This is a genomic window from Neisseria sp. HMSC073G10, from assembly GCF_001812605.1.
GTDB lineage: Bacteria > Pseudomonadota > Gammaproteobacteria > Burkholderiales > Neisseriaceae > Neisseria > Neisseria subflava_A.
The window spans coordinates 348,916-374,173 of the sequence record NZ_KV809536.1; the positions used below are offsets into that span (position 1 = coordinate 348,916).

The following is a 25,258-nucleotide window of genomic DNA, read 5'->3' on the forward strand; positions in this document are numbered from 1 at the left end:
TTGTTTATTTGAATGATGAATTTAAAAATGAGTTTGCCTTTACTTTGATAAAAGGGATTACTACAATATTTGTAATTTAATAAATATATTCATTTCTCAAGGAGTATGCAATGAATGCTACACAATTAATCAGTCGGCTGACGCAAACCGTCGGCGAAAAATATATCATCACAGACCCGGCAAAAACTGAACAATACCGTCAAGGCTACCGTTTTGGCGAGGGCAAGGCGCTAGCTGTTGTCCGTCCGGGTACGGTTTTGGAAATGTGGCAAATCTTGCAGGCGTGTGTTGAGGCTGATGTTATCGTGATTACGCAGGCCGCCAATACCGGTTTGACTGGCGGCTCGACTCCTGACGGCAATGATTACGACCGCGATATCGTGATTGTGAATACCATGCGTCTGAACATCATTCAGCCGATCAACAATAACGAACAGGTTGTCTGCCTGCCCGGTTCTACCTTGAATCAATTGGAGCTGCTGCTGAAACCTTTAGGCCGTGAGCCGCACTCAGTGATCGGTTCGTCCTGTATCGGCGCATCTGTATTGGGTGGCGTATGTAATAACTCGGGTGGCGCACTGGTACAGCGTGGCCCGGCTTATACGGAAATGGCCCTGTTTGCGCAAATCAACGAAGAGGGCAAACTGGAGCTGGTCAACCATTTGGGCATTGATTTGGGCGAAACCCCTGAAGAAATTTTGACCAACTTGCAAGGTTTCCATTATCAGCGAAAAGACATTGCGCAAGATGCCGGCAAAGGGCATGACCATGCGTACTGCGATCATGTCCGCCAAGTGAATGAACCGACTGCCGCCCGTTTTAATGCCGACCCTGCGCGTCACTACGAAGCATCAGGTTGCGCGGGCAAGCTGATGGTGTTTGCCGTACGCTTGGATACGTTCCCGCAAGAAAAACAGACTGCCGTCTTCTATATCGGCACCAATGATATTAATGAGCTGACCGATATTCGTCGTGCCGCTTTGAGCGAGTTTAAAAACCTGCCTATTTCCGGTGAGTATATCCATCGTCATGCTTTTGATATTGCTGCCGTTTATGGTAAAGATACTTTTTATATCATCAAGACGTTCGGTACCCACCAACTTCCGAAACTGTTTGATCTGAAAGCCCGTGTGGATAGATTCAGCAAAAAGATAAGTTTCTTACCAAAACACTTCTCTGATAAATTCATGCAACTGATCAGTAAGATTTTGCCCGATCACTTGCCGAAGTCTATGCGCAACTATCGGGATAAATATGAACATCACCTGATTTTAAAAATGGGTGGCGAGGGCGTAGAAGAGGCGCGTGCTTTCTTGAAGGAATATTTTGCAACCCATGGCGGGGCATTCTTCGAATGTAATGCCGAAGAAACGCAGGCGGCCATGCTGCATCGCTTTGCTGTGGCTTCTGCCGCGATCCGTTACCGTTCTGTACATGATGATGAAGTAGAGGATTTGGTTGCACTCGATATCGCCTTGCGCCGTGATGATCGTGATTGGTTTGAAACACTGCCGCCGGAAATTGACAATAAAATCATCCATAAATTGTATTACGGACATTTTATGTGTCATGTGTTCCATCAGGACTACATCATTAAAAAAGGCAACGACTGCATGGCCTTGGAACATGAAATGCTCCACTTGCTTGACCAACGTGGCGCGCAATATCCTGCCGAACACAATGTCGGTCATCTGTATGAAGCCAAGCTCGAGCTGAAACAGTTCTATAAAAAACTTGACCCGACCAACAGCTTCAATCCAGGTATCGGTAAAACCAGTAAGAAGAAAAACTGGGCTGAATAAAGCATAGTCAAAACAAAGGCCGTCTGAACATTTCAGACGGCCTTTTTATATGTTTGCTTATCAGAACAGGTTGCTGATGAAAATCAGCAGAATGACCAATGGAACGAGATATTTCACATAGGCAAACCAAATATTGACCGTCGTATGGTTGCCTTTATAAAGTAATTCATCCTTCGCTTCGTCCTTCATCACGAAACCGACAAACAGCGCGGAGCCGAGCGCGGTCAGCATAAACAAGATGTTGCCGCTGATGTAGTCAAAGGCATCAAAAATATTTTTACCAAACACGGAAATATCTTTCCATGGGCCGTAGCTCAAGATGGAAGGGATATTGCCGAAGATAAAAATACCTGTCAGTACGATGGTAATAGCCGCTGCGCGGCGGATTTTGGTTTTCTCCTGAATGGTCGTAATCAACACTTCATAAATGGTCAGAGAAGTGGTCAGCGCGGCAATCAGAAGCAGTGAGAAGAAAATCACTGCAAATACAGGGCCTGCCCACATATTGGAGAACACGATCGGCAGGCTTTGGAACACCAGCGTCGGGCCGGAGTTAGGGGCAACGCCAAAGCTGAAGAGGGATGGGAAAATCATAAAGCCGGCCAACACGGCAATCAAAGTATTGGTAATCGCGGTAATCACTGCCGTCTGAACCAGATTTTCGTTTTTATCCAGATAGCTGGATAACGTAATCATCACGCCGAAACCCAAGCTCAAGGCGAAGAATACTTGTCCTAAAACGAAGACGAACAGTTCGGCGGTAATTTTGCTGAAGTCAGGTTTCAGATAGAAGGTAATGCCTTCCATTGCGCCCGGTAGGGTAACGTTGCGCACGACCATGGCAATCAGGAATAAAAACAGCAAAGGCATCAGGTATTTTGCCGCTTTTTCAATACCGCCGATCACGCCTTTGACCAAGATCCATTGGTTTACGACCACAAATAGGAAGGTGTAAAAGGCAATTTCCCAAGGGCTGTTTTCAATGTGTTCGGTAAAGAAACTTTTGGTGACTTCTCCGGAAACAGGGCTGGAAATATCCAAATTACCGCCGATGATATTGATGATGTAGCTGATAACCCAGCCGCCGAGCACCATGTAATAGGCCATGATGCCGAATGCGCCGAGTAGTCCCATCCAACCGACCAATTTCCAAACTTTGGCAACGGGTTTGCCATTCATTGTGCCGCCAAACGCATCCAGCGCGTTCACGCCTTTACGGCGACCGATGACGTTTTCGACCAAAATCATTGGAATACCGATGACCAGCATGGCGATACAGAACAGAAACACATACGCGCCGCCGCCGTTTTCACCGACCAAATACGGGAAACGCCAAGTTGCACCAAAGCCGACAGTCGCGCCGGCAACGGTAAGGATGTAAGTCAAACGGTTGGACCAGGTTTGACGGGGTTGATTGGAAGACATAAATACTCAGATGCATAAAAATAAAGACAACATTTTACCGCAAAGATTTAACGAATCTTGACTAAAGTCGGAAAAGAAAATTAGTTAAAAAAACCATGTAATGAAGAATTTTTAGTGGGTTTCTCTGGTTTGCTTGGTATTGAAACCTGCAAACAGAGAATTTGTCTGAAGCGATACGAATGATTGAAAGAGCCCTAACGATAAAGGCCGTCTGAAAGGTGGGATATGGGAAAGGGTTGTTGTGAGGAGATTGGATAGCACTAAGGTGTGCTTTCAAATATGTCGGCAACAAAGATGGTATTTCTCTGAGGTTGTCTAATAACATCCTGTAACCTTAGCTTGGATAGTCGCCGATGGTTTTTCTTTCTATAAAACGATTTGTCTGAAATTGGAACGGTACAGATTGATGCGGAAGAGACGAGAAAGAGAAAAGGAGGAATGGCAAGGTAATGAGTGGGAGATGAGGTTGAGTAATGATGGCTTCTTTAGATGAGAAAGACCGTCTGAAAGTACATTCGTTTGGTTACCAAATTTTAGATAAAAAAAACCATCTATACTAAGGGGAAAGTATAGATGGCCAAACACATTACGGGGAAAACGTCTTACTCACTTACTCACTTCTTTCGAAGCAAGTGTTACTCAGACAGGCGAATTATACAATAGTTCAGTCTTTACAGTGTTAAATTCTGTTAAATAAAAATAATAAGGTTTAGATGTTTGATTTTAAATATATAAAAAATCTATATTGTTTAAAAATTTATCGAAAAAATTTGGAATTTTTTTAGATTTGGATAAATTTCCATTCTCCTGCGGCCAAATCATCGACATTCCAGTCGCCGAATTTCTCACGATGGAGCTGCTCGACACGGTTGCCTGCGGCTGCAACCATGCGTTTGACCTGATGGTATTTACCCTCTGTAATGGTCATCATCAATGTGGTTGGGTCGGCCAATACTGCTTCGGCCGCGGCGACGGTTTCATTATCGTCATGTAGGAGGACGCCGTTTTTCAGCGTAGTGCAAAGGGTATCGTCGGCAGGATGTTTCAAAGTGACGCGGTAGAGCTTCGGAACTTTGTGTTTGGGCGAGGTAACTCGGTGGTTAAATTGCCCGTCGTTGGTAATAAGAATAATGCCGGTTGTGTCTGCATCCAAGCGACCGACTGCCTGCATATCGATATTGCGCATGTGGTCGGGAAACAGGCTGAAGATGCTTGGATATTGCTGGGGTTTGTGCGAAGTCTCGTAATCTGCAGGCTTATGAAGCAGGATATAAAAATATGGCATGGGGACGGCGGCAATTTCTTCGCCGTCAACAGACAGGGTGTACACTTGAGACGGATCGATATCGTCTTTGGCACGATTATGGATTTCGCCGTTGATGGCAATGCAGTCATTGTCTATCAGCCATTGGCATTGCTTGCGGCTGCCGAGGCCTTGTGATTGGATGTATTTGAGCAGTTGCATGGTTGAAAAGTAGGAAATGTTCAGACGGCCTTTATTGTACTGGAAAACCGATGTTTAGGCCGTCTGAAAAGTAGGGGCAAAAAAAATCGCCCCTTTAAAATTTTAAGGGGCGCAAAAGGAACACAAACCACTACCAAAAACTGTTACAGGGCAAATTCTCCTATTTGATGTGTTGCCGGATAAAGTGCTTTCATCAAGTCATGTGGTGAAAGCGAGAAATCTTTGCTATTTGTCGTCAGACGGCCTTGCTGAGGCGTAAGTTCAAGCAATCGGGCGTTTGCCGACTGGATAAACTTGTTTTTCGTGCGCTGCATTTTTCTTTGCAGGGCGGACACAACGCGGTTGTACAGACTGTCTTTTTGCTTGACTTCGCGTGTACCGGCAACCCAGCTCAAGCGTGTATTGCCGTCTTCATCTTCAATCAGCAGGATGCCGGTTTCTGATTGGGGCGATTTGCCCATACAAGGGAGCCAAACATAATATCGGCCATCTAAAGTAATGAATACTGCGTCGTGTACTTCGCACTCATCGCAACATTTGGTGGCGATTAAAGAGCGGATGGCTTGTTGGTGCAGTCTCAGAATGTCAAGGGAGACTTGCTTAAAAATACTTTCGGGCATTTTCTTCTCCTTTCATTCTGTTGTGCGGTTGTTTTGTTTCGATGGGTTGTATTATACGGCGATTTTCTAAATTTGCAAATGATAATTGTTCCTATTATTTAATTTATAAGTAAAGTATTAATTATTAAAGAAATTAAATTTAAAAAATTTTTTAGAAATTGGGCTTTCTACTCAAAATTGGAGTAATAGATGGCCATTGGATGAAAAAAGAATAAAGGTCATCTGAAAAGATCTAGCTATAAAAGGGTATTTCAAAAGCAGCTAAAGTTTTGCTGACTATACATTTCAGACGGCCTTCAGTATGATTCAAGGCGTTTTGATAATTGCAGAAACTACCAACCATGAGCCAACGTCAGATTATCCTCGATACGGAAACCACGGGTCTTTATCCTGAAAACGGCGACCGTCTGGTCGAATTTGCCGGCTTGGAAATGATCAACCGCCAAATGACCGACTCCAACCTTCATTTATATGTCCACCCCGAGCGCGATATGCCGGAGGAAGCGGCGAAGGTGCATGGTCTGACGATTGAAGTATTGGAAGCGAAGAATGCACCGCCGTTTGCTCAAGTAGGTAAACAGATTGCCGACTTTATACGTGGCGCAGAGCTGATTATCCATAATGCTAAGTTTGACGTCGGCTTCCTGAATATGGAATTCCGCCGCATGGGACAGCCTTCTATTGAGGAACTGGGTTGTAAAGTCACCGACACGCTGGCTATGGCGCGTGAAATGTTTCCGGGGCAAAAGGCAAGCTTGGATGCGTTATGTAACCGCTTTTCCGTTGACCGCAGCAAACGGGTCTTGCACGGCGCGCTAATCGACTGCGAGCTTTTGGGTGAAGTCTATCTTGCCATGACGCGTCAGCAGTTCGACCTGATGGGTGGCGAGGCGGAAGAAGAGGGCGAAGTCAAACAAACCGTTATTGCGGAAACCAAACATACGTCGCAGTTGAAAGTCATCAAAGCCAATGCGGACGAGTTGGCGACACATGAAAAATATTTGGACGATTTGGGCGAAGCGTGTGTATGGCGCAAGGCCGAAACGCCTGATGAGGTCAATGCCGGAGCGTCAGCATGATGCGCCGCAATATCGCTTTGATTCCTGCTGCCGGTATCGGTGCGCGATTTGGTGCAGGAAAACCTAAACAATATGTTGAAATCAATGGTAAAACCGTATTGCAACATACCATAGAAATTTTTGAGCAACACCCCCGCATAGATTTAATTGCTGTTATTCTTTCGCCGGAAGATTTGGTTTTTCAGACGGCCCTGTCTGAGAAAGTACGCGTCTTTCGAGTGGGCGGAGCAAGTCGTGCCGAAACGGTACGCAATGGCGTGTCCGTTTTATTGGAGCAAGGTTTGGTCGAGGCGCAAGATAACATTTTGGTTCATGATGCCGCGCGCTGTTGCCTGCCTGCTGAAGCGTTAACACGTTTGCTTGATGAGGCGAGTGAGAATGATGAAGGCGGTATTTTGGCCATACCGGTGGCTGATACGCTCAAGCGCTCAGACGGCAGTCATCATATTGATGAAACCGTTGCGCGCGCAGGATTATGGCAGGCGCAAACGCCGCAGCTTTTTCAGACGGCCTTGTTACACCGTGCTTTATCGGTTGATGATTTAAGTGAAATTACGGATGAAGCATCAGCAGTTGAAAAACTGGGTATCCGGCCGCGCTTGGTGCAGGGCGATACGCGCAATTTGAAATTGACACTGCCGCAAGACGAATACATTGTCAGATTGTTGCTCAAGGCCGTCTGAACAATCAAAACCCATTATTTAAGGAAACAAACATGAATATCCGTGTCGGACAGGGCTACGATGTCCATCAGTTGGTCGAAGGTCGAGATTTGATACTCGGCGGCGTCAACATTCCGTTTGAAAAAGGATTGCTGGGTCATTCAGATGCCGATGCGCTTTTGCATGCGATTACCGATGCCCTGTTGGGTGCGGCCGGTTTGGGCGATATCGGCAGCCATTTTCCTGATACCGCTGCCGAATTCAAAGATGCCGACAGCCGTGTACTGTTGCGTGAGGCTTATCAAAGCGTGCAGGCATTGGGTTGGAAGGTGGTTAATGTCGATACGACCGTGATTGCGCAAAAGCCAAAACTTGCGCCGCATATTCCGGCAATGCGCGCCAATATTGCCGCAGATTTGGGTTTGCCTGAAAGCTGCGTGAACATCAAGGGTAAAACCAACGAAAAACTTGGCTATCTGGGACGTATGGAAGCCATTGAAGCGCAAGCGGCAGTATTGCTGATTAAAGCCTAAGAGCTTAAAATTACTTTATTATTCAAACTGAAAGACTGACAACATGGCAACTCAAGACGAACTCAAACGTATTGCCGCCGAAAAAGCGGTGGAATTTGTTCCTGAAAACGAATACATCGGTATCGGTACCGGCTCTACCATCAACTTTTTTATCGAAGCTTTGGGTAAAAGCGGTAAGAAAATCAAGGGTGCCGTGTCTACTTCTAAAAAATCCAGCGAGCTTTTGGCAAAATACGAGATTCCAGAAGTTTCACTGAATGAAGTGATGGGTTTGGCAGTTTATATTGACGGCGCAGACGAAGTCAACCACGCACTGCAAATGATTAAAGGCGGCGGCGGTGCGCATTTGAACGAAAAAATCGTGGCCAGCGCATCCGATAAATTTGTCTGTATCGCCGATGAAAGCAAATATGTTTCCCGTTTGGGCAAATTTCCATTGCCGGTAGAAGTGGTTGAAAATGCCCGTTCGCTGGTGTCGCGCAAACTGCTTGCGATGGGCGGACAGCCTGAGTTGCGTGTCGGCTATACTACTTTCTATGGCAATCAAATCGTTGATGTTTACGGCCTCAATATCGACCAAGCCCTGAAAATGGAAGATGAAATCAATAAAATCACCGGCGTACTCGAAAACGGTATTTTTGCCCGCGATGCCGCCGATGTGTTGGTTTTGGGTACGGCAGAAGGCGCAAAAGTCATCCTGCCTTGTCAGGATTAATGAAGATTAATCAATCTTAAAAGGCCGTCTGAAAGTGCATCAGGTCTTTCAGACGGCCTTCAATTTGGCAAAATATGCAAATCAGTAAAATTATAAAATGGTTGCCCGTTATTTTATCCGTTTTGGGCGCACTTGGTTACAGCTCACGCGATACTGAGTTGATTCGTACCGGGGTAAGCGTTGCTGCAACATTGGCACAAGGCGACAATATCGGTTTGGAAAAGGTCAATGAATGGCTGGGAGAAAATGTCGTCAAAGCCACATCTGACACCAAAACCGAAGCTGAACCCAAGCAAGAACAGAAACAAAAACAAAAGTCATCGCGACAAACTTACACATACAACGGAAAAATCATCAAAATCCATGATGGCGATACCGTGCATATTATCGATAGCGACGGCCGGAAACACAAAATCCGTATGGCCTATATTGATGCACCGGAAATCAATCAGGCCTATGGTACGCAATCACGAGACAATCTGATTGATGCCGCATTGAATAAAAAAGCCAAAGTTCGCGTGTTTGAAGCCGACCGTTACCAGCGCGAAGTCGCCCAAGTATCAGTCGGCACGATTGACTTGAATTTGATGCAAATACGGGATGGCGCCGCATGGCATTATGAAAGTTATGCCAAAAAACAACAAAGTAAAACCGCTTACACCGACTATTCGGCCGCACAAAAACAAGCCAAGGAAAAACGTAAAGGTTTATGGAAAAAAGACAATCCGCAAGTACCTTGGCAATTTCGCCGTCAAAATCATGAGCAGCAGAACGGTGATAAAAAGCAGTCTGATAAACAATGGTTCGGGATTTGGTAGATTTTAAGAAAGAGGCCATCTGAAAACTTTCAGACGGCCTTTAATCATTAAGGTTTAGTATAAGATAAGAATGAGTGGCAGGTTTCTGATTAGAGGGTAATAGAAATAAAAGTGTGGTGTAATATTTTTAAGAAGGGCGGATATGAAAAAAGACACCGTTAGCTGGTGTCTTTAGTATCTGGCAGAGAGGAAGGGATTTAAATTTAATCATACCTATATGATTTATTGATGATTATTTTTTTGAAAAGTATAAGTAACACATAAGGTAACATATAAAATCTTATTGCCCACGGTATGGATTAAACCAGCCTTACTGAATTTAGGAAGGTCTCTCTGTTCTACACTGACAGCAGGTGGCGCGCGCCCCCGCTCCCTCGCTCGGAGCCTGTGGGGGTGCGTTTTTTTATGCAGCGGCGACTCCTACTGCAATCCTTATATTTCATAGGGTTTTCGGCGATTTTCGAACATTGGTTTTTTATGCGTTTTTATGCAAGATTTAACATTTTTATGCTGATTTATGCGCTACTTGTAAAATATAATAATAAAGCCGTCCGAATAAATCAGACGGCCTTTTTTACTCCATTTTTATGGCGTTTAGTATTTGGTCTGTAATGTACTCCAAGTCTTCTTTCGGTAAGCCCAATAGCAGGCGGGATGGCAGGTTTTTTGCCGTGCTACCGTCTTCGTGTTCTGTTGCAATTTGTGCGACTTTACCGCCAAACCATCCGATTTTTGCATGATTCTCGTCTGCTTTTTGACGCAACCAACGGGCGGCTCCGATACGGCGAAACATTACCATACGGGATATTGTCGGCGTTTTCAGGTACAAATATTCGCGCCGAAATCCGTACAGCTCGCGGTCGCCCTCGAACCGTACCAATTCATTTCCGTTTTCTGTACGACTATATGCAATAGGGTCCATATCTCTATCTCCGTATAGTTCTCCAAAAAAACGAAACGGGCGGCGGTGTAGTTCCTCTCCATCCCGTAGGTTTCGGAAAGCAAAACGGTCACCTTGGCGTTTGCGTTTGACCATAGGATTTCCGTCAGGCTCGATATTGGCTTTAATGCGGTTTTGGTTGCGGCGGCGTAGCTCCGTCGCGATATTGCGCATAAGTTTGGCACGGGCAGACGGTTGAATCTTTAGCGCTAAATGTTCGATTTGGGCAACGAGTGCTTCCAGTTCTTCCATATTTCCTCTTGCACTTGAAGCAAAGGACGCATTATGCGTCCTTTATCTGTTTAAAAAACGGGGCGCGGCGGCTCGGATTTTGTTTTGTAGGAGACTAAGCCGTTTTCATCCAAACCTGCAATGACTGTTTCTGTCAATTTTAATTCGATCATTACATCCCAGACATCTGACTCTATCGGCTCTGCCTCGAAAACAAAGGCTCTTGATGATGCGTCTGCGCCCGGACACAAAATATCCGGCTGATTTTCTTGCAGCCACTTGTTCACGATCAAAAAGAGATACGCAGGATCGCGATGGAACTCCTGAACAAAAATATTAAGCGTGTACTTCGCTTCGTAACTCAATGTATTGCGTTTCGGAATAATCTGTCCAGACAAAACCGTCATACGGAGACGGTCAGGTGCCGCTTTAAACTCCGGCAGTGTTTCCTGGATGGCAAGACGCAGGCTTTTGGGCTTTTCCATTTTAGACGGCCTCTTATCTTTTGAATTTCCACCGTTGCTCTTCTTCGAGCTGGCAGTCTATACATAAACGGCACCCCGGCACGGCTTCTCGGCGGGCTTCGGGGATGATTTCGCCGCACTCTTCGCACTCTTGGGCGGATGGCGCGGCCGATTCTTGTTCTTTGTGGCGTAATAACCAGTATTTGCGCATTTTTTGCTCTAAGTCGCAGGCTTGGTCGATGATGTCAGTCATGGTGTCGTTTTTCCTTCTTCGTCCCCTTTTAGGCAGGCTGACAAAGCGTCCCGATAGAGGCGGCACTGCTCAAAAGCCGAGCGATAGGCAATCAATGCGCGAACCATGTCCGCATTGGTTGCAATCTCTTCAGGAGGGTATGCTTCACATTTCGGCACCGGCGGGCATGACTCGGCAGCCTGTACGGATACCGGCGGATTATGGGCGCAGGCAGCAAGGGCAACGGCGGCAACGAGAACGGAGAGACGTTTCATTTTTATCTTTCATGGTTTGATGTTTAAAAGGGCGCGATCATGCGCCCCGCTGTTATTTTTTATTGATGGTTTGGGCTACATCTTCGGGCAGTTTTTCAGACGACCATTCATGATGCTTAGCCAGTGCTGCTTCGACTTGGCTGTTTTTTTCAGCCTGTACCTTCATCATTTGGTCTACCTGCGCCTGCAAGCTTTGGGCGCGGGCTTTATAAATCTTGATTGTTGCGTCTTTTGATTTGATGGCATCTTCCTGCGCGGCGACTGTTTGTGTCAGTGCCTTATTGTTTTTGCGCATGTGCATCAAGCTATATCCGAGGACGGCGACGGTCAGGATATAAGATACGGCAACAACAATAGCTGTTTTCATATCATCTCCCTTTCTAGGCTTCGCTCACGCCTGCTGCCGCAGTGCCGGTAACGATGGGCAGGTTATAACGCTCTACGGATGGGTACGATTTAACCGGCTTACCATCAACCAATTTAGACGGCCAGTAGTACCCGTCAATATCGGATGCATTAAACGGTACGATTGATACGGCATTGCCCTGATTACCGCCCCATCCCATAATTTGCCCTTTAGTGTTTTTGCCGCCGACGAAAAACACATGGCCGCCACCTTTGCGGGATTTCACGGCGATACAGCCATAGGCGGGTTTAGCCAGCTTAGTCAGACCAGCCTCTGCCCATGCCTTGGCGCGATACCAATCTTTGATAACGCTGCGGCCGCTTTTACCGAGGCAGTAACCGACAAATAGGCCGCACCATGGTGTCTCATCGTCCGCATACCATGCTTTTGCCGCATTGGGAAAGTTTCCCATTTCTTTGAGCCAAGATTGGATAATCGGGTTATGTTTCGCGCCGACGATTTCTTTCAGTCCGACGTGTTGGCGGGCTTCCGCCATCCAGGGCAATTCAGTCATGCTTTCTTCCTTTTTTATTCGTGTGTTTAAATATTTTCTTGCGGTATTTTTTTTGACGCGCGGTTCAAAAAACCTTGATTTTCTGTGCTTGGGCGTGTTTTCTTCGGGTGGATTTTGCTGATATTGCCGCCACTCCATAGCACTGCGCCCGTGTGCAGGGCCAGTCCGAAGATAAGCAACCATATAGTTAGTGATTTAATGGAAAAGGCAGCGGCCAGGGCGAGACTGCAAAACCATACGATAGATAAATAGGCGATTGCCGCACTTAACGGCTTATGTGTTTTCCCGCGGGTGTCAAAAAGGATGATACGAACGGCCGCGGTCAGGGACAGGGCAATGACGGCAGCAGATTGGACTGTATTCATGATTCTTTTTCCTCTTCCAGGGTTTTCAGACGGCCTTTTTCAATCAGGCGCATGACACGCTGTAAACCTAAAACCAGTCCGGCAGAAAAAATGGCAGCGGCGGTAAAGCTATTGATGGTCAGTGTTTCACCCGGCAGCAGCCAGTTGATTAGGCCTTCTGCGCCGTCGTAACCGAAAATGCCGCCGATGAAAGACACAGCAAAAAGCCATGCCTTATTAATCGGGCGCTCTGCCTTTTGGCTTAATACGAACAGCGATGCGCCTATGAGTGCGCCGAAGGCTACGGAGGCGTGGACGTGGTAGCTGCCGATGATAATTACGGCGGCGTTTACAGCAGTGGTGGTTTTGTCTTGGGTCATGACGTTTTCAGTCCCATAGATTCAGGGTGGATTTTTGTTGTGCTTCTTCGTGGTTGGCTTGAGGCAGTCGGATAGTCAAACCGGCAGGTAGGAGGGCAGGATATTTCGATAAGCCGTAATTTTCAGGAGCAGTCAGGATTTGTTCGGTGTAGCCTGCAGACGTCCCGTAATGGTTCCAAGCGATATTGGCGACGGTATCGCCTTCACGGGTCGTGTATTCCATCAAATTAATTCCGAATCGCAGCGGCGCTCGCCCATGACTGCCGCGGTGGCATAGTGTGCTTCACGGCGGAAGTCTTCAGCTTGATGTTGTTTCATTTCGGCACGCTCGCCCGCTTTTCCCGAGGGTTCTGTATCTGCGTATTTTTCCAGCAGCAGTGATTTTGCATAGCAATAGACAGCGCGGCGGTAATGGATGGTTTTAACCGATTCGCCATTAATGACATCGTCTGAATCGCCTGTTTCGGCAAGAGTGCCCCTGCCAACCTGTACGGCGGCAATGCGGTATTTCTTAAGCTGGCCGTTGACGTGTGCGACGGCTTCGAGGACGGCATGGTAAACACGGCTGCTTGAAATGTTTGCTTCAATCCTCATTACTTCGCGAAAGTTGGGAAGGTCGATGATTGGGAAAAAAGGAATGCTGCGAACTTCGGATTGGTCTAATGCTTGCCGCCCTTGATCGGGGGTGTCGGCGAAAACAATAGTCATGATTCATTTCCTTACGGAAGAAGCCCGCCCGATATTTAGGCGGGCTTTGGAAAGGAGGCGCAGAGGCTTTGCATGCTAAGGCCGTCCATGATATTTCTGGAGGACTTGCCGCAGGCTTGCGCCCGGCGAGGGGAGCTAGGTCAGCCTTTAAGCTGTTTTTTGATGGCTGCAAGGCGGGATTTGACACCGATCTTTTCAGAATACTTCAGTGCGTTTTCGTAGTAACTCGCCGCACTTTCGAGGTCTTCGGCTTCTTCCGCACGTTCTCCAGAGGCTTTGTAGAACTTGGCACGGATGATGTCTGTCAGATTTAAGGTATGCATACTCGTGTCTGGGTTGACGGTGCTGATGAGTGTGAGCAGATCAGTATGGTTGGCTTTACTCAAGTCAGCACCGTATCCATACTGTTCAGCCAGCTCTTCAATTAAGAGGTCGGGCAGGTCACGACGGTAGTCATCTTTGACTTTCATGTCATGCTCGATGGCAAATAGGATGTATGGCACGGCTTGGTCAAGCTCGCCAATGTCAATCAACCAAAGCAGGGCGGTAGTGAAGACTGGATCGGTTTCAGCGGCCGAACCGGAGAGATAGACGTCTTCCAGCCATGGAAGATATTTTTCTACCATTCCTTTTTTGGCTTGGATTTTGTCGGATACGGATTTAATTTGGTGTAGGAAGGCGCGATCGGTGTTAAGGCTTGCCAACAGTCGGCGGTAGGGTTCGGCGACATGGATGTCTTCGCCGTTTTTTGCTGCCTTCTCTGCTAAAATCTGTTGTTTGTGTGCCTGGGCTGGAGTCATTGGATCCCTTTCATCAGGCCGTCTGAAATTTCAGACGGCCTTTTTTTCTACTTCACGATTTTGATGTTTTCGACCAAAGCTGCTGCGCCGTACTCTTCGACGACATAGCAGATATTTTCTGACTGGTAGTCGGCGATGCGGTCGAATTCAGGTTCGTCCGCCAGCTTGCGGCGATGGCCGCCTTTGTGGAAGTAGATGGACAGGTTTTTCAGCGGAGTAACTAAAATCGTATTTTTTGGGAAATACGGTGCAGTTACGACCGGCAGACCGCCCAAGCGTTTTTCAGACATGATGATGTCGGCTGGGCGCAGCTCACTTGCCTTGTTGCCTGCTTCTTTGATGACGGCAAAGTATTTTTCAGACAGCAAAGATTGATGGCAGATAACGGTCATGCCCGGCATGTCGTGGAACTCTTCGTCAATCAAGCTTTCGGCAACGTCCGTAACCAAGTGGTCGAGAGAGGTATAGGATTTACCTTCGCCGATTTCGACGGCATTGGTTGCGCTGCCCATGACGTTGGATGCTGCATTGGTACGCATATGCTGCAACCAGCCGGTTTGTACGTCCTGCAAGAGAGGATTTGCCGAAAAGTCGGATGTGGCGGCGGCAGACGTACCGTTGAAACCGATGGCAATCAGGCTCAAAGCTTTGGATTTGACGAGCTGGTTATTGATCAACTTGACGTATTCAGGTTGACTGCTCCAAGAGTCCATATCGTCGTAGCTGACTTGAGTGTCAAAATTTACTTTTTTACACAAATACTGGCGGTCGGTCAGGTTGTGATATGGCTTGGGCTGACGGCGTACAGTACCGTCGCCGTTTTTAGTATCAGTTCGCGAGGCATTCAGACCTGTTGATAAACCAATGATTGAGCCGGCAATTTCGGTTTTGCTGATGATGTTGATTTTTTGCAGGAATGTTGACTCCAGGCGGACGGCTTCGCGCATTTTTTGAGAAACGGCGGGCGTTACACTGAAATGGCGGGATACGCCTTCGGCAGTTGTACCGTTGGCTTTGGCGACGGCGTTGATGTATTGCTGGATATACGGGTGCATGGCTTACCTTTTCTTAAAATTCGGAAGCAGGGGTTGTATTCGCGCCGGTATGTGGCTCTGCCTGATTGATCGGGGCGGATTCAATAGCGGCCTTAAAGGCATCGAATTCTTTGCGCAGGGCAGTGTAGTCATCGGCAAGTTTTTGGGTAATTTGGGCAGACTGCTCCAATTCTTTGTTCAGGTCGGCAAAGGCTTGGGTGTAGTCGTTTTTTTCTGTTTCGACAGGGGCGGGATCTGATTTCTTATTGAACATTTTGTCGTGGAGGGCGGCAAAAAAGCCTTTTTTCTCATGTTGGGGTTGGTTGGCAGGTTGGGTCATTGGCAGGCTTTCCATTTCGGTGTAGGCGGCGGTGTAGTTGGTATCTTCCGGATTGAGCTGACGGAACTTGAGCATGGTCGTACCGAGAGATGCAGGGCTATCCGTCATCGCAAGGCCGACCAGATAAGCTTTGCCGGTGTCGGCGAATGGCTTCATGATTTCCATGGATGTATAGACTTTTTCACGCTCTTTGATGTAGCCCAACATTTTTTCAGTAGGGTCGATACGAGCGTAAAGGCGGGTAATACCGTCTGACGTCTCTGCTTTCAGCTCGAGGACGTCCCCCAGGCCTGAATAGTCGTTTTTGGGAGAATATGGCCGGTAATGCTCAAGGTTGATGCGTGCGCCGTAGGTTTGTGGGTCGTAAGCTTCTGCGGCGGCGATGAGGTCGGCTGATTCAATCGTTCGACCGTCGGCAGTTGCACCGGATTTGCCGATGCAGAACCATCGGTCGCTGAATTTTTCGGTGGAATTTTTGGCGGATTTATTCATGCGTATGCGCTCGGGTGTTTGTCCGTTTTATTTTGGCATTTACGGAAAAGACGGCAAGCGACAGGGGTTTTAGGTGGGTTTTTCAAGTCATGCGGAGCGGGTAGGATTGGCATTTTTGCCCGAAAATCGGGTATTGCCGCTATTTTTTGAAGACATGGAAAAACGTCAGAATATTGAAATTGCCCAAAATATCGACCCGCGCCTTGTTGCGCGGTCTCTTTACTGGCAGGGATGGAAAATTACCGCCATCGGGCGGCATTTGGGACTGAAGCCCGCCACGGTACATTCTTGGAAGCAACGGGAAAACTGGGATGGCGGAACACCGATGCAGCGTGTTGCCTCATCTATTGAAGCGCGCCTGATCCAACTCGTCAACCTGCCGAACAAATCAGACGGCGTTTACAAAGAGATGCGCCAACTGTCCGCATTAATAGGCGGCGAAGGCAAAAGGCCGTCTGAAAAATCGGAAACGCCGAAAAACAACCGCTTTGACGGCGCAGACAAGCCGCCTTTTGACAGCGTGCCGACCATAGACCGTCCGCCGCGCGAACATACCGAGCGCACCGAGCGCAGCCGCACCCGTTCCGTCGAAAAACCGCCGAAAAACTATATTGCGCCGGAGCAACAACAGCGCATGATAGAGATTTTTGAAGAGCAGTGTTTCGATTATCAGCGGTATTGGGGCGAAATTTATCAGACACACCGTTTCCGAAATATCTTAAAAAGCCGCCAAATCGGCGCGACTTTCTATTTTGCCCGCGAAGCCTTCTTAACCAGCTTAAAAACGGGCATCAACTCCATTTTCCTGTCCGCGTCCCGCGCACAGGCGTATCAGTTCAAGCAATACATCCTCAACCTCTGCAAGATGGTTGATGTCGAGCTTAAAGGCGGGGATGTGATTTCTTTGCACAATGGCGCGGAACTGCATTTTTTAGGCACCAATTCACGAACGGCACAAGGTCGGAACGGTAACTTGTACGTCGATGAATACTTCTGGATTCCCGATTTCGAGCGGTTGCAAACACTGGCCGAGCCGATGGCGAGTCAAAAGCACCTGAAGACGACTTATTTCTCAACACCGTCATCCGAAGGTCATCCCGCCTATGGTTTTTGGTCGGGGGCGATGTTTAATGAAGGCCGTCCTCGAAGCGAGCATATCAAGCTCGATTTGAGCCATACCGCTTTAAAACATGGTCGTCAGGATGCCGACGCGCAATGGCGGCAAATCGTTACTATTCATGATGCACATGAGTCGGGCTGCAACCTCTTCGATATTGATTATCTGAAACCCAATGAGATAAATATATAGATTCTCTGAGATAATTGGGATTATTTTGGATGGAGCGGGATTTGGTGGGATTGGTTTTGTGAAAAGTAGTTTCATAGAGTGCAATAAAAAGACGAGCATAATTTGCTCGTCTTTTTTTGTTTACAGGCCTGAGCTGAGTGACTCGATTGCAATATCAAGGATGCGTTTATCTGCTCCGTTTTGAAGTTGACCACTGCCGTTGATTGGTAGATAGGGTCGGGCTGGAAGTTGGACGCTATGGTTTCTGCCTGCGGAGCCACCCAAGTGGTGGATTGCCGCATATGGTTTGTTGCTTCCGATACGTGCAAAGTCGTTGCCTACTTGTGTGGAGATGCTGGCTGCAAGTTGGCCGGTCAGTTGCAGAGTCTGCCCGCCTTGAGCTGCGCGTTGGCTTTGTTTCCATCTGTTGCCACCGAAACTTTCGCTTTCGAAGTTTTCTTCGGTTAATGAAGTCATTTCGGTCGCGATGGCTTTCATCATTTTGCGCGGATGGCTTACGTTTTGTAGAAGCTGGCTCAAGCCGCGATCTAGTGATGAAGTATCAAGATTAATTTCAAGCATATCTAACCTTTGATTAATTTTAATACCCATGCCAAATCGACAGCAGATAATGAGGATTTGAATTTGCTGTTGGTCATCATGGTTTTTAAGGCTACGCGTGCAATATCGGGATGAACGGATTGTGCTTTCTGGACGGCTACGGAAGCCATTCGCGAGAGCATGGCTTTTCCTTGGTTGGCATTGAAGCCTGCGCTAGGGGCGACAAACTTTCCGTCAATCCGCAAGCCGGTGCGTTGGGCGTAGCGGGCTTCTCCGGTGTATTCGTTGCTACCGATGTCGACGGTTTGAGTCTCAAGTGTCGGACTGGGTAAGGCACGGCTTTCGCCTGCGGCGCGTGATAATGGACGCACGCGGCAGCGGCAGCGGAAATCTAACGGCGGATACATGGTGTCCCAAACCGGGTCGGCTGCTGCATAGACACGGCCGTGCATTCTACGGTGGCTGTCACGGGTGCGGCTGTCGTTTATAGCGACGTATTGCCAATACGGGTGGGTGTCGACAGAATCCATCATTTCAGCGTAGCGTCCAGCCATGTAGGCTGACTGCATATTGGTCAGATAGATGGTTTTCAGGCGGTGCGGGCTACCGAGCTGAACAGTTTGGGCTTCGCCGGTGTCCGGATTGGTTGCTTGGATGCGTCCCCACCAACCTTTGCTTTGCAATACCGGTGTAAGTGTTTTCTGAAACTGCTCCAGTGTTTGGCCGGTCTCTGCAGCTTTGACGACTGCGTGATAAATGTCGTTGGCCACGTCCATGCCAGCGGTTTTGGCCACGGTAAAGGCGGTGGCGTGGGCATCGTCCAGCATGTCCTGCCAGTCCCACGAAACGGCCACACCTTTCTGCTTCAAATATTCGACCGCTGCTTCCGGCTCTAGGCCGAAAATTGCCTTGATGTCTTCCGGATTCATCAGCTCATCTCCTGCGCCGCTTCAATGCGGCCGACCAAACCGGACAGGAAAATCACACGTGCCAGCTCGTTTTGCAAGGCGGTGTCATCCATATTCGGGAACTGCTCGGCCAAGCGGTCGAGAATATTGTCTTCGGTTTCGCCGCGCTGCAAATCCTGCACCAATAAGGCAGTCAGGTCGCGGCCTTGTTGGTTCAGATGGTCTGCATTGGGCGCAAGCGTATCTAAAATCAAGCCTGCATCGGTTTCTGTGCCATCCCCACCTTCGGCAAAGTCAGCAGCGGTCGGGATAATGGCATCTTCTTCAACGATATCGCCGTCTTCCAAACCGTAAGTGCGTTTCCAATATTGAGGAGTGAATTTCACACCCGCGCCGGACAGCATACTGTCGCGCTCGGCACGCTCTTTCGTGCCTGCCTCCTCGTTTTCAAACAGCTCGAATTTCGGACAAGCCACATCGCCGAAATTCAGTTCCACCACCCATTCAATCAATTCTTTAAACGCCGCTTCAACAATACGGCGGTCGCCGTCACGGATATCGTCGGCAATTTCCAAGCCCGCGCTGGCACTGGCATGGTTGGTTTCTTTGTCGGTGGTTTGGTCTTGGCCAAGCAAGGCAATGTTGATGCCGGACTTGCACTCTTTCAGTAGCTTGTCGAATGCATCTACTGATGATGACTTGCCGCTGGCTTCGTGAATTTCGACGCTGGAATCATTCGGAATCGTGCCGACCGAATTGCTTATTAAGGCTTCCAATGCGTCGAGCAACTTTTCGGTGTCGCTATGGGTATTGGAGCGTGGCTCTTTGCCAATGAGCCAAGGTGCACCGTATTTTTCGGTGAAACTTACCCAAAATTTCATGCCGCCGCGTTTGAAAGTTACCAGCCAAAACACCAAACCCAAATCACCTAGGCCGTAAGGGTTAAGATAGTCGTCCTCATGGCGCGGACACAGAAATTTATAAGGCGGCAGCGGCTCTTGGCTCAAGCCGTTTTCGGTAAAAACCAACTCACGCTCATCATTGAATCCGAACCATTCCTGCGGCTTGGCCACAATTTCAGACGGCAGCCATTGACTGCCTTTTTGCCAGATAATTTCGATAGGCTGATAGCCGAAAAATGCGGCATTCATGATGTCTTTGCAGATCTTATAAACATCGACATCAGCGGCCAGCCAATTTTTGACAAAATCCAATACACGATCTTCGACTTCGTCGCCGCTGAGTTTCCAATCCAGCCGTGCCACAGCGGTTTTGCGGCGGCGCACGAAGCTGCCGACCAGCTCGTCGCGCAACAATTCGCGGTAAACATGGATTTGCTTGCCCATCTTGCGCAAAATCGGGTCAGGATTAGGTAACCAACCGCCGAAACCGCCTAAAAATTGATGTGAGACGGCGATATGGCCGGTCAGGTCATCGGGTTTGAAGGTGATGTTGCCATGATTGGTTTTGAGTTTGAAATGCGGTTTTTTCATGGGATTCTCTTTTCAGACGGCCTAAAAGCCATGCGTTGTTCTGCTAATTCGACGCACGCGGCGGCTGGCCACGCGTACCGGTCCGGCATTGAGTTCGCGGCTGGCGTAATGGGCAAGGACAAAGGCAATCGCTGCGTCGCCGTGGCGTTTTTTGCCGTCTTGACCTTTGGTTCGGGTGTCCGGAATACGAGGCACGCCTTTGACTAATTCGAACGCACGTAAATCGGTGAGGATGTCTTCATCTCGCGGTAGGCCGTCGAGTGTGCCGTCTTCGAGGGCGGCTTTGAACGGAGCGGTATGGGTGCGGTACCAGTTTTCCGACAGCATCACAGCTTCCACCACTTCTGCGCCGAACGCATCGCGCATGGCTTCTGCCAAAGATTGACCGTTGCCTCGCGCATCCAAGGCCGCGCCGCGCAGATTGGGTAGCTTGGCCAACAGGTGCTGCATAATTTGCTCCTGCTGGGCAAACGGCATATTGCCCAGCTCCAAAACAAACGGCGGTTTTAAAATCAGGTCTTTGCTTTGTAAGAGCGGCACAATCACGGTGCGGTCGCCGCTGCGGGCAAAGTCTTCGCCGACAAAGGAAACCCGGGTTTTATCCAAACCGTCGAGCAGTGGCTGCAGGGTATCGGCTATCCAGTCCGCCACTTCGGCAGCACGGCGCGGTTCGGGCAGCAGGCCGAAGTCGTCGGTCTGGTCGTAGCGGATAACCGGCGTGTATGGGGTCATACGGCTTTCGATTAAGGCACGGTTCAGCCATTTTCCGCCACCGTTTTTCGGGATACAGTCCAACTCTTCGCTGGCATCTTCACCGTAGAAATCACGAATTTCCTTACACCACGCGGATTCACCTTGGGGTGTCCAATCCTTGCCCAAACGCAGACAGATACGGCGGTACAAGCCTTGTTCAACCGCTTCGTCAAAGGTAATGCGGTGGACGGAATAAGGTTTTTTCCCTGCACGCACATCGTTAATCAACTCGTTGAACGGGTTGTCTACGCCGTCATGCGTAGAGATGATATGCACCTGGCCGCCCCACATCAGCAAGGCCATTGCCGCTTTAAGCAATTCGCCGAGCTGTTCGTGGAACGCTGCTTCATCGATAATCACGCGGCCTTGTTTACCGCGTAGGTTGGAAGGCCGGCTGGATAAGGCGGTAATACGAAAGCCGGAAGCAAAGCGGATAACGAAGGCTAACACGGCCTGGCGGTCGTCGCCTTCGACAAACACTTCCTCGGTTTCTTCGATTTCGCCTGCCGCCAGCTGGTAATGCTTCGCCCAGCCTGCACAGTCGCGGATAAACTCCAAGGCCATGTCTTTGTTATAGCCGATGTACCATGCGTCCATGCCTTTAGCGGATGCGGCCAGCAAGGCGGTATCGGCAGCTTCTCCCCAGCTCAAACCGATACGGCGCGATTTTTCGCACAGCTTCACAGGCGACTGGTCGGCGCACCAAGCCTGCTGATACGGCAATAAGACCGTAGGGGTACGGTCTTCTGATGGGCGGGTATTTCGGATTTCAGACGGCGTCATGATGCAATCCCTAAAATATGCTTGCGGATGGCCTCGACTGATTCTTCAGACAAGCCGCCTTTCTTGGCCTGCTTGGCTACATCTTCGGCGGCCGCCTGTACTTTGGCTTTGACCTTGGCCTGATACTCTTTCAGGCGTGTGCTGGCGGAAATCAGACCGCTAATTTTCTTCGCACCCTCGGCCATCACGCCGAAACGGTCGAGCGCGTTTAATTCTTCGCTGTCCATCTCGCCTATGGCTACCAATGCGTCGAACAGTTCGGTTTGCAGCATGGCCATCAGGGCTTCGCTACGGGTATCGCCTTCATCGGCTGCGCCTTCGGCAATCAGTCGCGCGGCTTCGGTGCTGGATTTGATGGCAGCAAAACGACGTTGCACTTTTTGGCCGTAGCGATGGGCGGCTGAGCGGCTGATTTCATAGCCTTGGTCTTGCAGCCATTCGGCAATGGCTTGGTAGTCTGAAAAACCGTTTTCTACCAGCTTCCGTTCAAATTCATGTCGGACGGCTTCGGGGAGTTTTTCAATGCTGCTGCGTTGTGCCATGCCTAGCTCCATACTTTCTCAGGCCGCGCAATACCGGCACGGCACTCCACCGTATATTCGGCAATATCGACACCTAAACTGGTCAAGTCGGCAAACCACAGGCCGTGCGGGGCTTTATTGAGGTCTACCATTTTGCGGTCAGCCAGATAATCAAGTTGTTGGCGCAGCTCCAGTGCGGTGGTTTGCGGGTAAATCGCGTTCATGATGTCCAACAAGAAGGTTTCGCTTGTTGTGTGCGGCCGGGCTTTATTAAGGGTGTTGATAATGTTCCAACGCATACCCTCGCGCCGTTGTTTGGCGATCAGTTCCTGGCTAATCATTTTTTTACGCTTTCCATTTTATAGATTTCAGTGAGTTTTTCTGCGACGTTGTCGAGTTTGGCTTCGAGGACGACTTGATTACGGATGTAGTCTTCGCGCAGGACGTATGTGAGCGGCAGGCCGGCATTGAATTCCGCCAGTTTGTTTTCCATGATTTCGACTTTACCCTGTAGGCGTTCCTGCTGTTTTTGGCGTTCGTCCTGCTGCTCGCGGAATTGAGCCAGCAGCATTTTGCCGAAGGTGAAACAGATGCCGAGGAATGAGAGTAAAAAGCCGACAAGTTGCCAAAACTCGATGTGAATAAAGGTTTTTTCCATTTTTAAGGCCATCCGTGTTCAAAATATTCTTGGCAGACAACGCAGCGCGTACAGCCTTTGACTGCCTGTTGTCTTGCTTTTGGTATCGGCGCACCGCAATCTTCACAATGACTGAGGCTGGCGGTGGTTTCAGACGGCGGTTGATGCTTTGCCAGGGATGCTGCGAGAAAGATGGCTTCGCGTTCGGATGCGCGGTCGGCAAAATCAGTCATTTTTCAGACGGCCTTTCTTGTACCATGTCTGCCAGCCAGAAATTTGTTTTTCCAGTTTTTGGCAGTATTCGCCATAGCGGACGGCGTGGTTTAAAAGTTGTTCGGGAGAGCCGCCACTCAGACGCTCGGGGCGTTCGTGAACGAGCAGCAGCTCGGAAGAGACGGGGGGGATTTCCGCAACGGTAACGGTTTTAATCGTGGCCGAGGGCACGGTTGTAGAGTTGCACGCTGTTAGTGCCAAGGCCGTTAAAACGGTTGCCGTCTTTTTGTACAGTTTCATCAATCTGCTTCTCCAATTGAGCCGCTTGGCGGCCGATTTGCTGATAGGCGGTTGCCAAATCGCGACTTTGTGCTTGTGCGAAATCAAACCAACGCTGTTTTTCTTCATTAGCCGCTTTGAGCTTTTCGGTATAGAGCTGCTCTGCGACCAAGGCTGAAGCCTGATAAGTAGCAATGATTTCGGCTTTTTCAGCTTCCGCCTTCTTTGCCGAGGACTTATAGCCGCAGAAATAAATCGTTGGTACTGCACCTGCTATCAGCAAAATCAGAATCAAGGTCTGCCAAATAGGGTTAAGCGTTTTCCACATCGTCTTTTCCTTTATGGATTTCAGCGACCTGCGGAATCGCCGCGATGCCGCGTTTGATTAATGCATACCCGCCGACCAATGCACCATAAGCCCACCAGAGCCATTCCGGCGCATCCGCTGTTTGCGAGAACTTATAGGTCATAGAAGCGGCTGCCACGTTTGCCCATAGTTTGGTATGGCTGATTTTCCCTGTGGCCGGATTAGATACCAATCCGCCCAACCATTTGAAAAAGGCGGTTATTTGCGACGCTTTTTTTTGGCTGCGCGTTTCGCGGCGGCTACCCCGCTCTTGCGGTGGGCTTGAGTCCAACACCCCTGAGTCGGCATGGCGTAGCGAATGCCCAGGTCGCTGTGGCTGAAATCGGGCAGCATGGCTGCGGCCATTAGGGCGATGAGTGACTTTTTTGACATGGTTTGTCTCCCTTTAATCAGTGTTATCTGCAGATGCATGAATCAGGTTTTGTGCCACGCGGCGAATCCAGCCTTTGCCAAATGATGTGAACGTGCCGAGCTTGGTATAAAACACCAAACGTTCGGCATTGAAACGGAGCAGGAGGTCATTTTCAGGAAGTGAATTGATGGCTTTGAGGCTGACTGCTCCGATAACGCCGTCGTCCGGCACGCCTGCGGCGCGTTGCAGCATACGGGCAGCATTGCCATGACCGTGATTGATGCAGGCATCGAAGAATTGGAATGCAACCGCTTCCGGCATTTGATCGGCGTGATAGCGTTCCCAAAATGCTTGACGGTAAATGCCGATCGCCTGTTCGCGCGTCATGGCACGCATGGAGCCGTTGTAGCCGTTTGCCTGTGCGGTGCGCTTGGTGATGCCCCAGTTGGTTTCGCCTCCGGGGTCTTTGGGATGGTTGACGTAACCGCCCTCGTGGGAGAGGACGCGCTCAATGAATTGGTTGAATTTAGTGGACATAAAAAATCCCTGTATTGAGGTTGAAATCAATACAGGGATTTTAGGAAAGGTCGTTTGAATGGGCTTTTAAAGGGGGTTAAAACTCAAGTTTCAACTAATCTGATTAAATGAATTTCAAATCAGAACCAATTTGAATAATTGTATTGTCTTTAATTTCTACATTATAAGAATCTTTTGAAGTGTCCCCTTTGGCCCAAGCGATTGCCTTGTAAATACCAAAAGCAATCACACTGCCAATCAAAACACTGCTATCAATCATTGTTTCCCTTTCTTTTGCTCTACTTAAG

At 48.8% G+C, this 25,258-nt stretch carries 37 protein-coding genes; 7 read left to right on the top strand and 30 right to left on the bottom strand.

Annotated elements, in window-relative coordinates; all coding sequences use genetic code 11:
* Positions 1-110: 110 nt before the first annotated feature.
* Complete coding sequence (gene dld / locus HMPREF2865_RS09815; protein WP_070460810.1) at positions 111-1,802, top strand: D-lactate dehydrogenase; 1,692 nt, start codon at positions 111-113, stop codon at positions 1,800-1,802.
* A 60-nt stretch (positions 1,803-1,862) separates the two neighbouring features.
* On the opposite strand, the gene HMPREF2865_RS09820 is transcribed toward dld, so the two are convergent.
* The 3 genes from HMPREF2865_RS09820 to HMPREF2865_RS09830 form a co-directional block, all read right to left on the bottom strand.
* Positions 1,863-3,227 carry a sodium-dependent transporter gene (locus HMPREF2865_RS09820; RefSeq protein ID WP_070460808.1) on the bottom strand — a complete coding sequence of 455 codons (1,365 nt, stop codon included), beginning with the start codon at positions 3,225-3,227 and terminating at the stop codon, positions 1,863-1,865.
* A gap of 781 nt (positions 3,228-4,008) precedes the next feature.
* Positions 4,009-4,692, bottom strand: a complete 684-nt coding sequence (locus HMPREF2865_RS09825) for a 16S rRNA pseudouridine(516) synthase (protein WP_070608278.1) — start codon at positions 4,690-4,692, stop codon at positions 4,009-4,011.
* A 143-nt stretch (positions 4,693-4,835) separates the two neighbouring features.
* On the bottom strand, positions 4,836-5,312 hold the full coding sequence (locus HMPREF2865_RS09830; RefSeq protein ID WP_003683363.1) for an NGO0322 family iron-responsive protein: 477 nt from the start codon (positions 5,310-5,312) through the stop codon (positions 4,836-4,838).
* A gap of 341 nt (positions 5,313-5,653) precedes the next feature.
* On the opposite strand from HMPREF2865_RS09830, the gene dnaQ reads away from it, so the two are divergent.
* From dnaQ to HMPREF2865_RS09855, 5 genes are all read left to right on the top strand, one after another.
* Positions 5,654-6,391, top strand: a complete 738-nt coding sequence (dnaQ, locus tag HMPREF2865_RS09835) for a DNA polymerase III subunit epsilon (RefSeq protein ID WP_070608279.1) — start codon at positions 5,654-5,656, stop codon at positions 6,389-6,391.
* Positions 6,388-7,074 carry a 2-C-methyl-D-erythritol 4-phosphate cytidylyltransferase gene (gene ispD / locus HMPREF2865_RS09840; protein WP_070608280.1) on the top strand — a complete coding sequence of 229 codons (687 nt, stop codon included), beginning with the start codon at positions 6,388-6,390 and terminating at the stop codon, positions 7,072-7,074. The genes dnaQ and ispD overlap by 4 nt, the downstream gene beginning before the upstream one ends.
* A gap of 32 nt (positions 7,075-7,106) precedes the next feature.
* Positions 7,107-7,586, top strand: a complete 480-nt coding sequence (gene ispF / locus HMPREF2865_RS09845; RefSeq protein WP_070646899.1) for a 2-C-methyl-D-erythritol 2,4-cyclodiphosphate synthase — start codon at positions 7,107-7,109, stop codon at positions 7,584-7,586.
* Positions 7,587-7,629: 43 nt separating this feature from the next.
* On the top strand, positions 7,630-8,301 hold the full coding sequence (rpiA, locus tag HMPREF2865_RS09850) for a ribose-5-phosphate isomerase RpiA (protein ID WP_070646900.1): 672 nt from the start codon (positions 7,630-7,632) through the stop codon (positions 8,299-8,301).
* Between the two features lie 74 nt (positions 8,302-8,375).
* Complete coding sequence (locus HMPREF2865_RS09855) at positions 8,376-9,119, top strand: thermonuclease family protein (RefSeq protein WP_070646901.1); 744 nt, start codon at positions 8,376-8,378, stop codon at positions 9,117-9,119.
* A 574-nt stretch (positions 9,120-9,693) separates the two neighbouring features.
* On the opposite strand, the gene HMPREF2865_RS09860 is transcribed toward HMPREF2865_RS09855, so the two are convergent.
* From HMPREF2865_RS09860 to HMPREF2865_RS09920, 13 genes are all read right to left on the bottom strand, one after another.
* Entirely contained in the window at positions 9,694-10,311 is a 618-nt protein-coding gene (locus HMPREF2865_RS09860) for a phage virion morphogenesis family protein (RefSeq protein ID WP_070646902.1), read from the bottom strand.
* Positions 10,312-10,361: 50 nt separating this feature from the next.
* Complete coding sequence (locus tag HMPREF2865_RS09865) at positions 10,362-10,775, bottom strand: phage tail protein (RefSeq protein WP_070646903.1); 414 nt, start codon at positions 10,773-10,775, stop codon at positions 10,362-10,364.
* A gap of 13 nt (positions 10,776-10,788) precedes the next feature.
* Positions 10,789-11,007, bottom strand: coding sequence for a TraR/DksA C4-type zinc finger protein (locus tag HMPREF2865_RS09870; protein ID WP_070646904.1), 219 nt, complete (start codon positions 11,005-11,007; stop codon positions 10,789-10,791).
* Positions 11,004-11,261 carry an Rz1-like lysis system protein LysC gene (lysC, locus tag HMPREF2865_RS09875; protein ID WP_070646905.1) on the bottom strand — a complete coding sequence of 86 codons (258 nt, stop codon included), beginning with the start codon at positions 11,259-11,261 and terminating at the stop codon, positions 11,004-11,006. Before lysC ends, HMPREF2865_RS09870 begins: the two co-directional genes overlap by 4 nt.
* Before the next feature lie 52 nt (positions 11,262-11,313).
* Complete coding sequence (locus HMPREF2865_RS09880) at positions 11,314-11,628, bottom strand: hypothetical protein (protein ID WP_070646906.1); 315 nt, start codon at positions 11,626-11,628, stop codon at positions 11,314-11,316.
* A gap of 13 nt (positions 11,629-11,641) precedes the next feature.
* Positions 11,642-12,181, bottom strand: coding sequence for a TIGR02594 family protein (locus HMPREF2865_RS09885; protein ID WP_070646907.1), 540 nt, complete (start codon positions 12,179-12,181; stop codon positions 11,642-11,644).
* Positions 12,182-12,207: 26 nt separating this feature from the next.
* Entirely contained in the window at positions 12,208-12,546 is a 339-nt protein-coding gene (locus tag HMPREF2865_RS09890; protein WP_141752541.1) for a phage holin family protein, read from the bottom strand.
* Positions 12,543-12,905, bottom strand: a complete 363-nt coding sequence (locus HMPREF2865_RS09895) for a putative holin (RefSeq protein WP_063075543.1) — start codon at positions 12,903-12,905, stop codon at positions 12,543-12,545. Before HMPREF2865_RS09895 ends, HMPREF2865_RS09890 begins: the two co-directional genes overlap by 4 nt.
* 7 nt (positions 12,906-12,912) lie before the next feature.
* Positions 12,913-13,128 carry a tail protein X gene (locus HMPREF2865_RS09900; protein WP_063075544.1) on the bottom strand — a complete coding sequence of 72 codons (216 nt, stop codon included), beginning with the start codon at positions 13,126-13,128 and terminating at the stop codon, positions 12,913-12,915.
* Positions 13,128-13,613 carry a head completion/stabilization protein gene (locus tag HMPREF2865_RS09905; protein ID WP_070646908.1) on the bottom strand — a complete coding sequence of 162 codons (486 nt, stop codon included), beginning with the start codon at positions 13,611-13,613 and terminating at the stop codon, positions 13,128-13,130. The genes HMPREF2865_RS09900 and HMPREF2865_RS09905 overlap by 1 nt, the downstream gene beginning before the upstream one ends.
* Before the next feature lie 140 nt (positions 13,614-13,753).
* On the bottom strand, positions 13,754-14,413 hold the full coding sequence (gene gpM, locus HMPREF2865_RS09910; RefSeq protein ID WP_070646909.1) for a phage terminase small subunit: 660 nt from the start codon (positions 14,411-14,413) through the stop codon (positions 13,754-13,756).
* A gap of 47 nt (positions 14,414-14,460) precedes the next feature.
* Entirely contained in the window at positions 14,461-15,468 is a 1,008-nt protein-coding gene (locus HMPREF2865_RS09915; RefSeq protein ID WP_070646910.1) for a phage major capsid protein, P2 family, read from the bottom strand.
* A 13-nt stretch (positions 15,469-15,481) separates the two neighbouring features.
* Complete coding sequence (locus HMPREF2865_RS09920) at positions 15,482-16,279, bottom strand: GPO family capsid scaffolding protein (RefSeq protein WP_070646911.1); 798 nt, start codon at positions 16,277-16,279, stop codon at positions 15,482-15,484.
* Positions 16,280-16,352: 73 nt separating this feature from the next.
* Here HMPREF2865_RS09920 and HMPREF2865_RS09925 point away from each other — a divergent pair, with 73 nt between their 5' ends.
* Positions 16,353-17,588: a terminase large subunit domain-containing protein gene (locus tag HMPREF2865_RS09925; RefSeq protein ID WP_283120659.1), complete on the top strand. Its 1,236-nt coding sequence runs from the start codon at positions 16,353-16,355 to the stop codon at positions 17,586-17,588.
* A gap of 120 nt (positions 17,589-17,708) precedes the next feature.
* Here HMPREF2865_RS09925 and HMPREF2865_RS09930 read toward each other — a convergent pair whose 3' ends face one another.
* From HMPREF2865_RS09930 to HMPREF2865_RS12200, 14 genes are all read right to left on the bottom strand, one after another.
* Complete coding sequence (locus tag HMPREF2865_RS09930; RefSeq protein ID WP_049322359.1) at positions 17,709-18,149, bottom strand: phage virion morphogenesis protein; 441 nt, start codon at positions 18,147-18,149, stop codon at positions 17,709-17,711.
* A 2-nt stretch (positions 18,150-18,151) separates the two neighbouring features.
* Positions 18,152-19,057 (bottom strand): phage head morphogenesis protein, encoded by a 906-nt coding sequence (locus HMPREF2865_RS09935; RefSeq protein ID WP_070646912.1) that lies wholly within the window; start codon positions 19,055-19,057, stop codon positions 18,152-18,154.
* Positions 19,057-20,529, bottom strand: coding sequence for a DUF935 domain-containing protein (locus HMPREF2865_RS09940; RefSeq protein WP_070646913.1), 1,473 nt, complete (start codon positions 20,527-20,529; stop codon positions 19,057-19,059). Before HMPREF2865_RS09940 ends, HMPREF2865_RS09935 begins: the two co-directional genes overlap by 1 nt.
* Positions 20,530-20,550: 21 nt before the next feature.
* Positions 20,551-22,065 carry a terminase large subunit domain-containing protein gene (locus HMPREF2865_RS09945; protein ID WP_070646914.1) on the bottom strand — a complete coding sequence of 505 codons (1,515 nt, stop codon included), beginning with the start codon at positions 22,063-22,065 and terminating at the stop codon, positions 20,551-20,553.
* Positions 22,062-22,607: a DUF3486 family protein gene (locus tag HMPREF2865_RS09950; RefSeq protein WP_049322363.1), complete on the bottom strand. Its 546-nt coding sequence runs from the start codon at positions 22,605-22,607 to the stop codon at positions 22,062-22,064. The genes HMPREF2865_RS09945 and HMPREF2865_RS09950 overlap by 4 nt, the downstream gene beginning before the upstream one ends.
* Positions 22,608-22,609: 2 nt before the next feature.
* On the bottom strand, positions 22,610-22,927 hold the full coding sequence (locus tag HMPREF2865_RS09955; protein ID WP_049322364.1) for a hypothetical protein: 318 nt from the start codon (positions 22,925-22,927) through the stop codon (positions 22,610-22,612).
* A complete protein-coding gene (locus HMPREF2865_RS09960; protein ID WP_013448349.1) occupies positions 22,924-23,244 on the bottom strand; it encodes a hypothetical protein in 321 nt (106 codons plus the stop codon). The genes HMPREF2865_RS09955 and HMPREF2865_RS09960 overlap by 4 nt, the downstream gene beginning before the upstream one ends.
* 2 nt (positions 23,245-23,246) lie before the next feature.
* Positions 23,247-23,456, bottom strand: coding sequence for a TraR/DksA family transcriptional regulator (locus HMPREF2865_RS09965; protein ID WP_049332755.1), 210 nt, complete (start codon positions 23,454-23,456; stop codon positions 23,247-23,249).
* On the bottom strand, positions 23,449-23,667 hold the full coding sequence (locus tag HMPREF2865_RS09970) for a hypothetical protein (RefSeq protein WP_049322366.1): 219 nt from the start codon (positions 23,665-23,667) through the stop codon (positions 23,449-23,451). Before HMPREF2865_RS09970 ends, HMPREF2865_RS09965 begins: the two co-directional genes overlap by 8 nt.
* Positions 23,648-24,043, bottom strand: a complete 396-nt coding sequence (locus HMPREF2865_RS09975) for a hypothetical protein (RefSeq protein WP_070646916.1) — start codon at positions 24,041-24,043, stop codon at positions 23,648-23,650. The genes HMPREF2865_RS09970 and HMPREF2865_RS09975 overlap by 20 nt, the downstream gene beginning before the upstream one ends.
* Positions 24,027-24,356 carry a hypothetical protein gene (locus HMPREF2865_RS12485; RefSeq protein ID WP_070646918.1) on the bottom strand — a complete coding sequence of 110 codons (330 nt, stop codon included), beginning with the start codon at positions 24,354-24,356 and terminating at the stop codon, positions 24,027-24,029. Before HMPREF2865_RS12485 ends, HMPREF2865_RS09975 begins: the two co-directional genes overlap by 17 nt.
* Positions 24,281-24,454: a hypothetical protein gene (locus tag HMPREF2865_RS12195; protein WP_168163637.1), complete on the bottom strand. Its 174-nt coding sequence runs from the start codon at positions 24,452-24,454 to the stop codon at positions 24,281-24,283. Before HMPREF2865_RS12195 ends, HMPREF2865_RS12485 begins: the two co-directional genes overlap by 76 nt.
* 13 nt (positions 24,455-24,467) lie before the next feature.
* Complete coding sequence (locus tag HMPREF2865_RS09985) at positions 24,468-24,971, bottom strand: glycoside hydrolase family 108 protein (protein ID WP_049322369.1); 504 nt, start codon at positions 24,969-24,971, stop codon at positions 24,468-24,470.
* A gap of 103 nt (positions 24,972-25,074) precedes the next feature.
* Complete coding sequence (locus HMPREF2865_RS12200) at positions 25,075-25,230, bottom strand: hypothetical protein (RefSeq protein ID WP_168163638.1); 156 nt, start codon at positions 25,228-25,230, stop codon at positions 25,075-25,077.
* Between the last annotated feature and the right edge of the window lie 28 nt (positions 25,231-25,258).